Source organism: Enterobacter sp. RHBSTW-00175 (assembly GCF_013927005.1).
GTDB lineage: Bacteria > Pseudomonadota > Gammaproteobacteria > Enterobacterales > Enterobacteriaceae > Enterobacter.
The window spans coordinates 942,319-957,245 of record NZ_CP055930.1 but is presented as its reverse complement, the minus strand read 5'-3'; the positions used below and the strand labels follow the sequence as shown (position 1 = coordinate 957,245).

14 protein-coding genes are annotated in these 14,927 nt (G+C 58.5%); 12 read left to right on the top strand and 2 right to left on the bottom strand.

Going from position 1 to position 14,927, the window contains the following annotated elements; translation table 11 throughout:
• Positions 1 to 11: 11 nt before the first annotated feature.
• From hycA to hycI, 9 genes are all read left to right on the top strand, one after another.
• Positions 12 to 476 (top strand): formate hydrogenlyase regulator HycA, encoded by a 465-nt coding sequence (hycA, locus tag HV107_RS04500; RefSeq protein ID WP_182062222.1) that lies wholly within the window; start codon positions 12 to 14, stop codon positions 474 to 476.
• Between the two features lie 70 nt (positions 477 to 546).
• A complete protein-coding gene (locus HV107_RS04495) occupies positions 547 to 1,155 on the top strand; it encodes a 4Fe-4S dicluster domain-containing protein (RefSeq protein WP_182062221.1) in 609 nt (202 codons plus the stop codon).
• Complete coding sequence (gene hycC, locus HV107_RS04490; RefSeq protein WP_182062220.1) at positions 1,152 to 2,978, top strand: formate hydrogenlyase subunit 3; 1,827 nt, start codon at positions 1,152 to 1,154, stop codon at positions 2,976 to 2,978. The genes HV107_RS04495 and hycC overlap by 4 nt, the downstream gene beginning before the upstream one ends.
• Before the next feature lies 1 nt (position 2,979).
• Entirely contained in the window at positions 2,980 to 3,903 is a 924-nt protein-coding gene (locus HV107_RS04485; RefSeq protein ID WP_182062219.1) for a respiratory chain complex I subunit 1 family protein, read from the top strand.
• Positions 3,904 to 3,918: 15 nt separating this feature from the next.
• Positions 3,919 to 5,628, top strand: coding sequence for an NADH-quinone oxidoreductase subunit C (locus tag HV107_RS04480; protein WP_182062218.1), 1,710 nt, complete (start codon positions 3,919 to 3,921; stop codon positions 5,626 to 5,628).
• A 9-nt stretch (positions 5,629 to 5,637) separates the two neighbouring features.
• The gene (locus HV107_RS04475; RefSeq protein WP_182062217.1) at positions 5,638 to 6,180 is read left to right on the top strand and encodes a formate hydrogenlyase complex iron-sulfur subunit; all 543 of its coding nucleotides are present in this window, start codon (positions 5,638 to 5,640) and stop codon (positions 6,178 to 6,180) included.
• Positions 6,180 to 6,947: an NADH-quinone oxidoreductase subunit B family protein gene (locus HV107_RS04470; RefSeq protein ID WP_182062216.1), complete on the top strand. Its 768-nt coding sequence runs from the start codon at positions 6,180 to 6,182 to the stop codon at positions 6,945 to 6,947. The genes HV107_RS04475 and HV107_RS04470 overlap by 1 nt, the downstream gene beginning before the upstream one ends.
• Complete coding sequence (locus tag HV107_RS04465; protein ID WP_182062215.1) at positions 6,944 to 7,354, top strand: formate hydrogenlyase maturation HycH family protein; 411 nt, start codon at positions 6,944 to 6,946, stop codon at positions 7,352 to 7,354. The genes HV107_RS04470 and HV107_RS04465 overlap by 4 nt, the downstream gene beginning before the upstream one ends.
• On the top strand, positions 7,347 to 7,802 hold the full coding sequence (hycI, locus tag HV107_RS04460; RefSeq protein ID WP_182062214.1) for a hydrogenase maturation peptidase HycI: 456 nt from the start codon (positions 7,347 to 7,349) through the stop codon (positions 7,800 to 7,802). Before HV107_RS04465 ends, hycI begins: the two co-directional genes overlap by 8 nt.
• 82 nt (positions 7,803 to 7,884) lie before the next feature.
• On the opposite strand, the gene HV107_RS04455 is transcribed toward hycI, so the two are convergent.
• Both HV107_RS04455 and ascF read right to left on the bottom strand, forming a co-directional pair.
• Positions 7,885 to 9,309, bottom strand: coding sequence for a 6-phospho-beta-glucosidase (locus tag HV107_RS04455; RefSeq protein ID WP_182062213.1), 1,425 nt, complete (start codon positions 9,307 to 9,309; stop codon positions 7,885 to 7,887).
• Positions 9,310 to 9,327: 18 nt separating this feature from the next.
• Entirely contained in the window at positions 9,328 to 10,779 is a 1,452-nt protein-coding gene (ascF, locus tag HV107_RS04450; protein WP_182062212.1) for a PTS cellobiose/arbutin/salicin transporter subunit IIBC, read from the bottom strand.
• Positions 10,780 to 10,969: 190 nt separating this feature from the next.
• On the opposite strand from ascF, the gene HV107_RS04445 reads away from it, so the two are divergent.
• The 3 genes from HV107_RS04445 to hypF all read left to right on the top strand — a co-directional run bounded on the left by HV107_RS04445 (position 10,970) and on the right by hypF (position 14,927).
• Positions 10,970 to 12,007: a LacI family DNA-binding transcriptional regulator gene (locus tag HV107_RS04445; RefSeq protein ID WP_409050282.1), complete on the top strand. Its 1,038-nt coding sequence runs from the start codon at positions 10,970 to 10,972 to the stop codon at positions 12,005 to 12,007.
• A gap of 133 nt (positions 12,008 to 12,140) precedes the next feature.
• Positions 12,141 to 12,686: an electron transport protein HydN gene (hydN, locus tag HV107_RS04440; protein WP_014071512.1), complete on the top strand. Its 546-nt coding sequence runs from the start codon at positions 12,141 to 12,143 to the stop codon at positions 12,684 to 12,686.
• 6 nt (positions 12,687 to 12,692) lie between these two features.
• Positions 12,693 to 14,927 carry a carbamoyltransferase HypF gene (gene hypF, locus HV107_RS04435; RefSeq protein WP_182062210.1) on the top strand — a complete coding sequence of 745 codons (2,235 nt, stop codon included), beginning with the start codon at positions 12,693 to 12,695 and terminating at the stop codon, positions 14,925 to 14,927.

Here is a 14,927-nt window from a genome sequence, read left to right as displayed (position 1 = left end):
GGATATCTGACATGACTATTTGGGAAATCAGCGAAAAAGCGGATTACATCGCACAGCGACATCAGCAGTTACAGGAGCAGTGGCATCTTTACTGCAATTCTCTGGTTCAGGGGATAACCCTGTCGAAAGCCCGGCTACACCATGCCATGAGCTGCGCGGCACAGGGCGATATGCGCTTTGTGTTGTTCGGGCACTTTACGATTTACGTCACCCTGGCAGACAGCTTCAACAGCCACACCATCGAGTATTACGTCGAGACAAAAGACGGGGATAAACAACGCATTGCTCAGGCGCAACTGATGACTGATGGCATGGTTGATGGCCACGTCAGCAACCGCGATCGCCAGCAGGTGCTGGAACATTACCTGGAAAAAATTGCGCCGGTCTACAACGGCCTTTACACCGCGGTTGAGCACGATTTACCGGTCAACCTGCAACAGCTGATGAACGGAAACCCATCGGCAAACGTTGCCTGAGTATTGCGTGTCGAGAAGTGTCGATAAGACAGATTTTCGTCAAAAATGACCATCACCAGAGGATTACCCGGTGAACCGTTTTGTAATTGCCGACTCGACGGTCTGTATCGGCTGTCGAACCTGTGAAGCGGCGTGTTCGGAAACACACCGCCTGCACGGATTGCAGTCAATGCCGCGCCTGCGCGTCATGCGAAATGAAAAAGAGTCTGCGCCGCAGCTCTGCCACCACTGTGAGGATGCCCCGTGCGCGGGTGTCTGCCCTGTTAATGCCATCACCCGTGTTGATGGTGCGGTACAGCTCAATGAAAGCCTGTGCGTAAGCTGCAAGCTGTGCGGTATTGCCTGCCCGTTTGGCGCGATTGAGTTTTCCGGCAGCCGCCCGCTGCATATTCCGGCGAATGCCAATTCCCCGAAAGCGCCGCCAGCGCCACCGGCTCCGGCACGCGTCAGTACGCTGCTGGACTGGGTTCCCGGCGTGCGAGCCATCGCGGTGAAGTGCGATCTGTGCTGCTTTGATGAACAAGGCCCGGCCTGCGTGCGCACCTGCCCGACTAAAGCGCTCATTCTGGTCAACATTCGCGATATCGCCCGTACCAGCAAGCGCAAGCGCGAGCTGACGATCAACACCGATTTTGGCGATCTTTCGCTGCTTCAGGAACTTAACGAGGGGGCAAAATGAACGCGGTGACGATGATGAACAGCGCTGTGGCCTGGTTCGCCGCCGCGGCCGTTCTGGCGCTGATTTTTTCGTTCCATAAAACCCTGAGCGGCTGGATTGCCGGGATAGGCGGGGCGATAGGGAGCCTGATGACCCTGGCCGCGGGTGGGGTGGTTCTGCTCGGCGGGCAATCCGTTGAAGCCACCATTCCGGTGGTGCATCACGCGGTTCAGGTGACCCCGCTGAATGCCATCTGGCTGGTGACGTTTGGTTTGTGCGGGCTGTTTATCAGCCTGTTTAATATTGACTGGCACCGCCATCACAGCACCAAAGCGAACGGGTTGCTGGTGAATGTGCTGATGGCTGCGGCGCTCTGCACCGTGACCGCCAGCAACCTGGGTGCGCTGGTGGTGATGGCCGAAATCATGGCCCTGTGCGGCGTGTTCCTGACCGGGTGCAGTGCTTCCGGCAAGCTGTGGTTTGCGCTTGGGCGGCTCGGCACGCTGCTGCTGGCGTTAACCTGCTGGCTGGTGTGGCAACGCTACGGCACCCTGGATTTAGCCCTGCTGAACGAGCGGGCACAGCAGCTGCCGTTTGGCGCTGACATCTGGTTGTCGGGCGTGGTGGGCTTTGGTCTGCTGGCCGGGATCATCCCGCTGCACGGCTGGGTGCCACAGGCACATGCCAATGCCTCTGCTCCGGCGGCGGCACTGTTCTCCACCGTGGTGATGAAGGTTGGGCTGTTCGGCATTCTTACGCTGTCGCTTACGGGTGGGCAGCCGCCGCTCTGGTGGGGCGTGGTGTTGCTGCTGGCGGGTATGGTAACTGCATTTGTCGGCGGGCTGTACGCGCTGATGGAGCACAACATCCAGCGTTTGCTGGCCTATCACACCCTGGAGAATATCGGCATCATTCTGCTGGGGCTTGGCGCAGGTGTGACCGGGCTGGCGCTCAATCAACCTGCGCTGATTGCTGCCGGGTTTATCGGCGGCCTGTATCACCTCGTCAACCATAGCCTGTTTAAAAGCACGCTGTTCCTCGGCGCGGGTAGCGTCTGGTTCCGTACCGGCCATCGCGATATCGAAAAACTGGGCGGCATCGGCAAAAAGATGCCGGTTATCTCTCTTGCCATGCTGGTGGGGTTGATGGCGATGGCCGCGCTGCCGCCGCTGAACGGCTTTGCCGGTGAGTGGGTGATTTACCAGTCCTTCTTCGCGCTCGGTCAGAGTGATGCGTTTATTGCGCGTCTGCTCGGTCCGCTGCTGGCGGTGGGGCTGGCTATCACCGGCGCGCTGGCGGTGATGTGTATGGCGAAAGTCTATGGCGTGACCTTCCTCGGCGCACCGCGCACGAAAGAGGCGGAACAGGCCTGCTGCGCGCCGGTGCTGATGGCGGCAAGCGTTGTCGCACTGGCGCTGTGCTGCGTTATCGGCGGTGTGGCTGCGCCGTGGCTGCTGCCGCTGCTGGGTAGCGCGATACCGCTGCCGCTCACGACGGCGCACACCACTGTTTCACAGCCGATGATTGCGCTGCTGCTGATTGCCGCGCCGTTGCTGCCATTCATTCTGATGCTGTTCTTCAAACGCGACCGTCTCTCTTCCCGCTCACGCGGTGCGGCGTGGGCCTGCGGCTATGAACATGAGCAATCAATGGTGATCACCGCCCACGGCTTTGCCATGCCGGTGAAAGAGAACTTCGCTGCCGTGCTGAAGCTGCGTCACTGGCTGAACCCAGTGGCCTGGGTCCCTGGCTGGCAGAGTGCTGCCGTGCCTGTGCTGTTCCGCCGTCTGGCGGTTATCGAGCTGGCGGTGCTGGTGGTGATTGTGATTTCACGAGGAGCCTGACATGAGTCTGTTACTGGCATTACTTCAGGCGCTGGTGTTATTCGCCATTGCGCCACTGCTTTCCGGGGTGTGCCGCGTGCTGCGCGCCCGGATGCATAACCGTCGCGGGCCGGGTGTCCTTCAGGAATACCGCGACCTGTTCAAATTATTCACCCGCCAGAGCGTTGCACCCGATGCCGCAGGTTGGGTGTTTCGCCTGACGCCGTTTGTGATGGTGGGCGTCATGCTGACCATCGCCACCGCGCTGCCGGTGGTTACCGTTGGCTCTCCGCTGCCGGTACTGGGCGATTTGATCACCCTTATCTATCTGTTTGCCATCGCGCGTTTCTTCTTTGCCATTGCGGGCCTGGACACCGGTAGCCCGTTCACCGGCATTGGCGCCAGCCGCGAGGCAATGCTGGGCGTGCTGGTTGAGCCGATCCTGCTGCTGGGATTGTGGGTTGCCGCGCAGGTGGCGGGTTCGACTCATATCAGTTTTATCACCGACACCGTCTACCACTGGCCTGTTGCACGTTCCATTCCGCTGGTTCTGGCGCTGTGCGCCTGCGCGTTCGCCACCTTTATTGAGATGGGCAAACTGCCGTTTGACCTTGCAGAAGCAGAGCAGGAATTGCAAGAAGGGCCACTGACCGAGTACAGCGGCTACGGCTTTGCGGTGCTGAAGTGGGGCATCAGCCTCAAACAGCTGGTGGTGCTGCAAATGTTTGTAGGCGTTTTCTTCCCGTGGGGACAGATGACGCACTTTTCCGCTGGCGGCCTGGTGCTGGCAGTGGTGGTTGCCGTCCTCAAGCTGCTTATTGGCGTGCTGGTAATTGCGCTGTTTGAAAACAGCATGGCGCGTCTGCGTTTTGTAGCGACGTCCCGTATCACCTGGGCCGGTTTTGGCTTTGCATTTTTAGCATTCGTCTCCTTGCTGGTGGCGTGATTAAAGAGAATTTTTATGTCTGAAGAGAAAAAAGGTCAGCAGTATCTCGCCGCATTGCATCAGGCGTTTCCCGGCGTGGTGCTGGAAGAGTCCTGGCAGACCAAAGACCAGATAACCCTCACCGTGAAGGTGAACTACCTGCCAGAGGTGGTGGAGTTCCTGTATTACCAGCAGGGTGGCTGGCTCTCCGTGCTGTTCGGCAACGACGAACGTCAGCTGTGCGGGAACTATGCGGTTTACTACGTGATGTCGATGGAGCAGTTCGAGAAGTGCTGGGTAACCGTGCGCGTCGAAGTGGACCCGAACAAACCAGAGTATCCGTCCGTTACGCCGCGCGTGCCTGCTGCGGTCTGGGGCGAGCGTGAAGTGCGCGATATGTACGGCCTGGTGCCTGTCGGTCTGCCGGATGAACGCCGCCTGGTGCTGCCGGACGACTGGCCGGACGAACTTTATCCGCTGCGTAAAGACAGCATGGATTATCGTCAGCGTCCGGCACCGACCACCGACAGCGAAACTTACGAGTTCATCAACGAACTCGGCAGTAAAAAGAACAATGTGGTGCCGATTGGCCCGCTGCACGTTACCTCTGATGAGCCGGGGCACTTCCGTCTGTTCGTTGACGGCGAGAACATTATCGACGCCGACTACCGTCTGTTCTACGTCCATCGCGGCATGGAAAAGCTGGCGGAAACCCGCATGGGTTACAACGAAGTGACCTTCCTCTCCGATCGCGTGTGCGGTATTTGTGGCTTTGCCCACAGCACTGCCTACACCACCTCGGTGGAAAACGGCATGGGAATTGTGGTGCCAGAGCGCGCGCAGATGATTCGCGCCATTCTGCTGGAAGTGGAACGCCTGCACTCGCACCTGCTGAATCTCGGCCTGGCCTGTCACTTTGTCGGCTTCGATTCCGGGTTTATGCAGTTCTTCCGCGTGCGTGAAGCGTCAATGAAGATGGCGGAGATCCTCACCGGGGCGCGTAAAACCTACGGCCTGAACCTGATCGGCGGGATCCGCCGCGACCTGCTGAAAGACGACATGATCCAGACCCGCCAGCTTGCGCAGCAGATGCGTCGCGATGTGCAGGATCTGGTGGATATGCTGCTCAGCACGCCAAACATCGAGCAGCGTACCGTCGGTATTGGCCGTCTGGATCCTGAGATTGCCCGCGACTTCAGCAACGTTGGCCCGATGGTGCGCGCCAGCGGCCACGCCCGTGACACCCGTGCCGATCACCCGTTTGTGGGCTACGGTCTGCTGCCGATGACGGTACACAGCGAACAGGGCTGCGACGTGATTTCTCGCCTGAAAGTGCGTATCAACGAAGTGTTCACCGCGCTGAATATGATCGACTTCGGCCTGGATAACCTGCCAGGCGGCCCGCTGATGGTGGAAGGCTTCACCTATATTCCAAACCGCTTTGCCCTTGGTTTTGCTGAAGCGCCACGTGGTGACGACATCCACTGGAGCATGACCGGCGACAACCAGAAGCTCTACCGCTGGCGCTGCCGTGCGGCAACTTACGCCAACTGGCCAACCCTGCGCTATATGCTGCGTGGCAACACCGTGTCTGATGCGCCGCTGATCATCGGCAGTCTCGACCCGTGCTACTCCTGCACCGACCGTATGACGGTGGTGGATGTACGTAAGAAGAAAAGCCAGGTGGTGCCGTACAAAGAGCTTGAGCGCTACAGCATCGAGCGTAAAAACTCGCCGCTGAAATAAGGACTCGTCATGTTTACCTTTATCAAAAAAGTCATCAAAACCGGCACTCAGACCAGCAGTTATCCGCTGGAGCCAATGCCGGTGGATAAAAACTTTCGTGGTAAGCCAGAGCACAATCCGCAGCAGTGCATCGGTTGTGCCGCCTGCGTGAATGCCTGTCCGTCTAACGCCCTGACGGTGGAGACGGACCTGAAAACCGGCGAGCTTGCCTGGCAGTTTAACCTCGGGCGCTGCATTTTTTGTGGTCGCTGCGAAGAGGTGTGCCCGACGGTGGCTATCCGTCTTTCTCAGGAATACGAGCTGGCGGTCTGGAAGAAGGAGGATTTCCTCCAGCAGTCGCGCTTTGAACTGTGCAACTGCCGCGTTTGCAACCGCCCGTTTGCCGTGCAAAAAGAGATCGACTACGCCATTGCGCTGTTAAAGCACAACGGTGACGTCCGCGCTGAGCACCACCGGGAAAGCTTTGAAACCTGCCCGGAATGCAAACGCCAGAAATGCCTGCTGCCGTCCGACCGCATCGATTTAACCCGCCATATGAGAGAGGCCAGCTGATGGAAAACTTACTCGGCCCACGCGACGATAACGGCATTCCGGTGCCCATGACGGTGGACGAATCCATCGCCAGCATGAAGGCGTCGCTGCTGAAAAAAATCAAACGCTCGGCCTACGTCTACCGCGTGGATTGCGGCGGCTGCAACGGCTGCGAGATTGAAATTTTTGCCACGCTGTCGCCGCTGTTCGATGCCGAACGCTTTGGCATCAAAGTGGTGCCGTCCCCGCGTCATGCCGACATTTTGCTTTTTACCGGGGCGGTAACCCGCGCCATGCGATCGCCTGCGCTGCGTGCCTGGCAGTCAGCGCCTGATCCGAAAATCTGTATCTCTTACGGCGCGTGCGGCAACAGCGGCGGTATCTTCCATGACCTTTACTGCGTGTGGGGCGGCACTGACAAAATTGTCCCGGTGGACGTTTATATTCCGGGTTGTCCGCCAACGCCTGCCGCGACGCTGTATGGGTTTGCGATGGCGCTCGGTCTGCTGGAGCAGAAGATCCACGCCCGTGCACCGGGTGAGCTCGACAGCCAGCCCGCGACAATATTGCACCCGGATATGGTGCAGCCATTGCGCGTGAAAGTCGACCGCATGGCACGCAAGCTGGCGGGCTATCGCTATGGCCGCCAGATTGCCGATGATTATCTGCGTCTGCTCAGTCAGGGCGATCATCAGGTAGCACGCTGGCTGGAGGCGGAAAACGATCCGCGTCTGAATGAGATTGTCGCAAACCTGAATCAGGTGGTGGAAGAGGCGCGTATCCGATGAGTGAAACGGTGGTGTTCAGTCAGCTGAGCCGTAAGTTTATTGATGAGAACGATGCCACGCCGGATGCGGCGCAGCAGGTGGTCTATTACAGCCTGGCGATTGGCCACCACCTGGGGGTGATCGACTGCCTGGAGGCGGCGTTAAGTTGCCCGTGGTCAGCGTATCTGGCGTGGATTGCCACGCTGGAAGAGGGCAGTACAGCGCGGCGCAAGATGGAAGGTGTCCCGAAATACGGTGAGATTGTTATCGATGCTAACCATATTGCCATGCTTGCCAATGCGTTCGACGCGGCCCTAAGCCGACAAACCCCTGAACAGCAGGTGTGGAGCAAAACCCTGCTCGGGATGCTCCATGATATTCATCAGGAGAGCGCCATCTACCTGATGGTGAGGAGATTACGTGACTGACGTTTTACTGTGTGTGGGCAACAGCATGATGGGCGATGATGGCGCAGGCCCGCTGCTTGCAGAAATGTGCGCGGCCCATCCCCAGGGTAACTGGGTGGTCATTGACGGTGGCAGCGCGCCGGAAAACGACGTAGTGGCAATCCGCGAATTGCACCCGAACAGACTGTTGATTGTCGATGCCACCGATATGGGGCTCAACCCCGGCGAAACGCGCCTTATCGACCCCGACGATATTGCAGAGATGTTCATGATGACGACCCACAATATGCCGCTCAATTACCTGGTCGATCAGATTAAGGACGACGTGGGTGAGGTGCTGTTTTTAGGCATTCAGCCGGATATCGTGGGCTTTTATTACCCGATGACGCTGCCGGTAAAAGAGGCGGTGGACGTGGTTTATTCCCGGCTGGGTGCGTGGGTTGGGGATGGGGGATTTGCCAGGCTTTGAGCCGGTACCCGGTGGCGCTACGCTTACCGGGCCTACGGTTTTGTAGGCCGGGTAAGGCGAAGCCGCCACCCGGCAAAACAGACTACACCAGATCCGCCCCGTTACTCGCAATCACCTTCTTGTACCACCAGAACGATTTTTTGCGCTTTCTGTCCAGCGTGCCGTTCCCGGCATCGTCGCGATCAACATACACAAACCCGTAGCGCTTGCTCATTTCACCTGTAGAGGCGGCCACCAGGTCAATACAGCCCCATGTGGTGTAACCCATCAGCGGCACGCCGTCTTCAATGGCATCGCCCATCGCGCGGATATGTTCGCGCAGGTAGCTGATGCGGTAGTCATCGTTAATCTCGCCGTTTGCCTCAATCACATCCTTCGCACCGAGGCCGTTCTCCACCAGGAACAGCGGTTTCTGGTAACGGTCATACATCATGTTCATGGTGATGCGCAGGCCCAGCGGGTCGATACCCCAGCCCCATTCACTCACCTCGATGTGCGGGTTACGCAGAGATTTCACGATGTTCGCTGCATTGGTGTTCTGCGCATTCATATCCGCAGATGCGCAGCGGGAGGCGTAATAGCTGAACGACACAAAATCGACGGTGTTTTTCAGCAGTTGCTCGTCGCCAGGCTCTTTAACAATCACCACCCCTTTTTCACGGAACACGCGGGCAGAGTAGGCCGGGTAGCTACCGCGCGCCTGCACGTCGATAAAGAACAGGTTCTCTCGGTCTTTTTCCAGCGCCATCCACACGTCTTCCGGCTTGCAGGAATATGGGTAGAAATTGCCGCCCGCCAGCATACAGCCGATCTGGTTTTCCGGGTTCACCTCGTGGGCGATTTTGGTCGCCAGCGCGCTTGCCACCAGCTCGTGATGCGCGGCCTGATATTTCACCTGATCTTCGTTTTCACCGTCTTCGAACACCAGCCCCGCACCCGAGAACGGGCTGTGCAGCATGATGTTGATTTCGTTGAAAGTCAGCCAGTATTTCACCAGACCGTTAAATTCTTCAAAGCAGGTGCGGGCGTAGCGGGCGAAGAGATCAACCATCTTGCGGTTACGCCAGGAGCCGTACTCCGTCACCAGATGCATTGGCACGTCGAAGTGGCACAGCGTCACCAGCGGTTCGATATTGTACTTTTTGCACTCTTCAAACACCGCGCGGTAGAAGGCAATACCCTCTTTATTTGGCAGCGGCTCATCGCCATTCGGATAGAGACGGCTCCAGGCAATGGAGGTACGGAACACCGTGAAACCCATTTCCGCCATCAGGGCGATGTCTTCTTTATAGCGATGGTAAAAATCAATCGCCTCGTGGCTTGGGTAAAATTCGTCTTCACGCAACGAAAAACGTTTTTCCTTACCGACCTTCACCGCCAGACGGTTTGCGCCGTGGGGGATCATATCGACGGTGGTCAGCCCTTTACCGCCTTCACGGTAAGCACCTTCACTCTGGTTGGCGGCCAGTGCGCCACCCCATAAAAATCCTTGTGGAAAAACAGACATTTTTACCTCGCTATAAAATTATGCTTGTGCGGCTTTGGCCTGAGCCGGTGCGGTTTGCAGGGCGCGCGCTTTTTCTGCTTCGTCCTCAACCGGGATGTCTTCAAAGCCGAGTATTAACGTCAGGACAAACGACAGAACAACTGCCAGCGCCATGACGCCAAACACCCAAACGATGGTCATCGGATTCGCCGGGTCGAAGAACTGTACGCTGGTAAACAACCCCGGAGCGGCCATTGAATGGCTGGCAAGACCGGCAATCCCGGCGACCGCGCCGCAGATAAAGCCGCTGATAAGACTCGCAATTAACGGACGTTTCAGACGGACCGCCACGCCGTAGAGAGCCGGTTCAGAGATACCCGCCATGATGGCAGAGGCTGCTGCCGCCAGCGCCGTCTGACGCAGTTCCGGGTTTTTGGTTTTCCACGCCACCGCCAGCGACGAGCCGCCGAGCGACAGGTTGGCGCCAATTTCTGACGGCATCACCATCCCTTCTTTGCCCGTTTCGGCAATGGTCTGAATGATAGTCGGCGTAAACACGCGGTGCATCCCGGTCATCACCAGCAGCGGCCAGAGCGCGCCCATAATCGCCACGGACAACCAGCCGAGGTAACCGTGAATGGTGTAAACCAGCGCAGAGATGGCACTACCGATCCAGATCCCAAGTGGCCCAATCAGCACGATGGCGAGCGGAGCGGCAATCAGCACAATCAGCATCGGTTTGAGGAAGTTTTTGGTGACGGCAGGGGTAATACGGTCAACCCAGCGTTCGATATACGACAGACACCAGGTCATCACCAGCGCCGGGATCACGGTGTAGGTGTATTTCACCGCCGTGACCGGAATAAAAGCGAACTCGACGTGTTCACCCTGCGCCGCTTTCGCCATCAGTTCGATAAAGCTTGGGTGGACCAGTACGCCCGCAATGGCAATCGCCAGCGACATGTTGGTTTTGAATTTCACCGCCGCAGAGGCCGCCACCATTAGCGGCAGGAAGAAGAACGCCCCGTCGCCGATCACGGTCAGAATGGTGAGCGTCGGCGCACCTTTTGGCAGCACCCCGGTCATCTCCAGGATCATCGCCAGCAGTTTGACCATCGAGCCGCCGATGATCGCCGGGATCAGCGGGGACATGGTGCCGATCAGCGCATCGAGGATCCCCGCGCCAACCCGGCGGAAGGTGAGCTTTTGCGGCCCTTCAGGCACGGCGGGTTGCAGTTCTGTCGGCAGCAGGCTCACGACTTCACGGTAAGCCTGGGATACGGTGTTGCCAATGATCACCTGGCACTGGTTATCGTTGCGCACCACGCCAAGTACACCGCTGATGCTTTTCAGGCGAGCGGTGTCGGTGAGGGCTTCCTCTTTCAGGACAAAACGCAGTCGCGTCATGCAGTGGGTGACGGCGACGATGTTGTCTTTGCCGCCCAGCGCGCTGACAACGTCGTTCGCCAGCGCAGCGTAATTTTTGGCCATCGGATGAGATCCTGTTATCGTTGTGTGAAATGTAGGAAACCGGTTCCACACAATCATCATGAGTTTCTTTGAATGAAACAAGATCACATTTTGTACATTTTTTATATTCGTGATGACGATCACTTTGAGGTGTTGAAAGCGTGATATTGCCGCTGCGACAATTTTCCTGCGGTGCAGTACACTGCGCCCCATCAGTTTCAGACGGAATAAAAACATGACCACGATGCTGGAAGTGGCGAAGCGCGCAGGTGTCTCGAAAGCGACGGTTTCCCGGGTGTTGTCGGGAAATGGCTACGTGAGCCAGGAGACCAAAGACCGGGTGTTCCAGGCGATTGAAGAGAGTGGGTATCGCCCCAATTTGCTGGCGCGCAATCTGGCAACCAAACGCACGCAAACCCTGGGGCTGGTGGTGACCAACACCCTGTATCACGGCGTTTACTTCAGCGAGTTACTGTTCCATGCCGCCCGGATGACCGAAGAGAAGGGGCGGCAGCTGATCCTGGCGGACGGTAAGCACAGCGCGGATGAAGAGCGTGAGGCGATTCAGTATCTGCTGGATATGCGCTGCGATGCGGTCATTATTTATCCGCGTTTCCTGAGCGTGGAAGAGATGGATGAGATCGTCGAGAAGTGCGAGCAGCCCATTATGGTGCTCAACCGCCGCCTGCGGAAAAACAGCAGCCACAGCGTCTGGTCCGATCATAAGGCCTCCAGCCAGGACGCGGTGGCGCGGCTGATTGCGAAAGGTCACCGGGAAATCGCGTTTATTACCGGCTCGCTGGATTCGCCGACCGGGGTTGAGCGTCTCTCCGGCTACAGGGACGCGCTGGCGCAGCACGGTATTCCGCTACGCGAGGCGCTGATTGCGCAGGGGAAGTGGAACCCCGCCAGCGGCGCGGCGGCAGTGGCGGAGCTGCTGTCCCGGGGCGAAACATTTTCGGCGCTGGTGGCAAGTAATGACGATATGGCCATCGGCGCCATGAAGCAGCTGCACGACAGCGGCATCGCCACGCCTGAGAAGGTGTCGGTGATTGGGTTTGATGATGTGGCCATTGCGCCTTACATGGTGCCGTCTCTTTCCAGCGTACGTGTGCCGGTCACAGAGATGATCAAAGAAACCATCAGTCGCCTGATCTTTATGCTGGATGGCGGTGAGTTCACCTGGCAGCAAACCTTCTCCGGGGAACTGGTGTTACGCGACTCGGTTATCGACGGCCCGCATCGTTGACATCGACATCTGTCATCGTCAGAAGTGACGATGACAGTCTCCGTGTAATTTCTAAATCAATATAAATCAGCAAGTTAAAAACTGGCACGGTTTATGAATGTCTCCGCGCATGACTGTTATGCTGGAGAAGCAGATGAACCGTTTTATTATGGCCGATGCCAGTAAATGCATTGGTTGCCGTACCTGTGAAGTGGCGTGCGTGGTATCGCATCAGGCGGATCAGGATTGTGCATCACTCACCCCTGAATCTTTCCTGCCGCGTATTCACGTTATCAAGGGCGTGAATATTTCTACTGCCGCCATTTGCCGCCAGTGTGAAGACGCGCCGTGCGCCAATGTCTGCCCTAACGGGGCTATCAAACGTGAAAAAGGGTTTGTCCATGTGATGCAGGAGCGCTGCATTGGCTGCAAAACCTGTGTGGTGGCGTGCCCTTATGGCGCGATGGAAGTGGTGGTTCGCCCGGTTGTGCGCAACAGTGGCATGGGGCTGAGCGTGCGGGCAGACAAAGCCGAAGCCAACAAATGCGATTTGTGCCATCACCGTGAAACGGGCCCGGCCTGTATGGAAGCCTGCCCAACGCACGCGCTGGTGTGTGTCGATCGTAACAAGCTCGAACAGATGAGCGCTGAAAAACGTCGTCGTGCGGCGTTCGATACCTCGTCGTCCATGCTGTTCTGATCCGCCATGAGCTGTAACGGCATACAGGTGCGGGTGCGCGGAAAAGTGCAGGGCGTCGGGTTTCGTCCCTTCGTCTGGCAGCTGGCGCAGGCGCTTCAGTTGACCGGTGATGTCTGCAATGACGGGGAGGGAGTACTGGTGCGCCTCGCGGGTAATGGGGGGGCCTTTACCGCGAGGTTGCGCCAGGACTGCCCACCGCTGGCCCGTATCGATGCGATCCAGACCCAGCCGTTCGAGTGGCCAGACCCGCCTGACGGCTTCACCATCCGCCACAGCGCGAGTGGGGCGATGGATACGCAGATTGTGCCGGATGCCGCCACCTGCCCGGCGTGTCTGGCAGAAATGCGCGATCCGCGCGAACGCCGTTACCGCTACCCGTTTATTAACTGCACCCACTGTGGCCCGCGTTTTACCATTATCCGCGCCATGCCTTACGACCGTCCGGCCACGGCGATGGCCGGATTCCCGCTCTGTACGCCGTGCGAAACAGAGTATCGCAACCCCGCTGACCGGCGCTTTCACGCTCAGCCTGTCGCCTGCCCGGACTGCGGGCCACAGCTTGAATGGTGCGGCGAAAACATGCACGCCACGCGCGAACAGGCGCTGGCAGCGGCCGTTGCGATGCTGAGAGAGGGCGGGATTGTGGCCATCAAAGGCCTGGGTGGTTTCCACCTGGCCTGTGACGCGCAAAATCCGCGTGCAGTGGCGCGGCTGCGGGAGCGAAAACAGCGCCCGACAAAACCCCTGGCGGTGATGATCCCCCATGCTGATGGCCTGCCGGAGTCTGTCAGTAAACTGCTGAGTTCACCCGCAGCACCCATTGTGCTCACGCCAAAAGCCTGGCTACCTGAACTGTCTGAGGCGGTAGCACCAGGCCTGGACTGTGCGGGCATCATGCTGCCGGCTAACCCGCTCCAGCATCTGCTGATGGCGGATGTGCAGCGCCTGCTGGTGATGACCTCCGGAAATCTCAGCGGCAAACCTCCGGCCACCACCAATGCGCAAGCGCTGGACGACCTCAGGGATATTGCCGACGGTTTTCTGCTGCATAACCGTGACATCCTGCAACGGATGGATGATTCCGTGGTGGATGCGGATGGCACTATGCTGCGTCGCGCCCGGGGTTTTGTACCGGATGCCATCACGTTGCCTGCCGGATTTCACAATATTCCCGCCATGTTGTGTCTGGGGGCCGAGATGAAAAACACCTTCTGTCTTGTGCGCGGCAGTCAGGCCGTAATGAGCCAGCACTTTGGCGATCTCAGTGATGACGGCGTGGAGCACCAGTGGCGTACCGCGCTGGCGGTGATGCAGCAGATGTATGCGTTTCAGCCTGTGCGCGTGGTGTGTGACGCGCATCCGGGATACCGCGCCCGGCACTGGGCTGATGAGCAGGCACTGAGCACCGAAACGGTATTGCATCATCATGCCCACGCGGCGGCTTGCCTGGCGGAAAACGGCTGGCCGCTCGACGGCGGTGATGTTATTGCCCTGACGCTGGACGGTATCGGCATGGGCGATAACGGCGCGCTGTGGGGCGGGGAATGTTTGCGGGTGAACTACCGTGACTGTGAGCATCTCGGAGGGCTACCTGCGGTGGCATTACCGGGCGGCGATCTGGCGGCCGTTCAGCCGTGGCGTAATTTACTCGCACACTGCCTGGCATTTGTGCCTGGCTGGCAGCAGCGCAGGGAAACTCACGCGGTACAGGCGCAAAACTGGCCATTGCTGGCAACGGCGATTTCACGCGGCATCAGTACACCGCTGGCATCGTCATGCGGGCGGTTGTTCGACGCAGTTGCCTGCGCGCTGGATATCACGCCGGATAAGCAGGGCTATGAAGGTGAGGCAGCATGTCGGCTGGAAGCGCTGGCTGCCTGCTGCAGTGGCGTTGCACATCCGGTCACGCTGCCGGTGATAAACGGCAACCTGGCGCTGAGCGTATTCTGGCAACAGTGGCTGGACTGGCAGGCGGAGCCGAGCAAACGCGCGTGGGCATTTCATGATGCGCTGGCAAGCGGGCTGGCAGAACTCGCCGCTTTCCACGCCCGGCGCGCGTCCCTCTCTACGGTGTGCTGTAGCGGCGGGGTGTTACATAACCGCCTGCTGCGCGCGCGCCTGCGCCATTATCTTTCTGACTTTACTCTTCTTTTGCCGTGTCGCCTGCCCGCAGGTGACGGGGCTATCTCCTTCGGGCAGGCAGTGGTTGCTGCGGCCCGGTCATGTTCACAAAGGACTTAA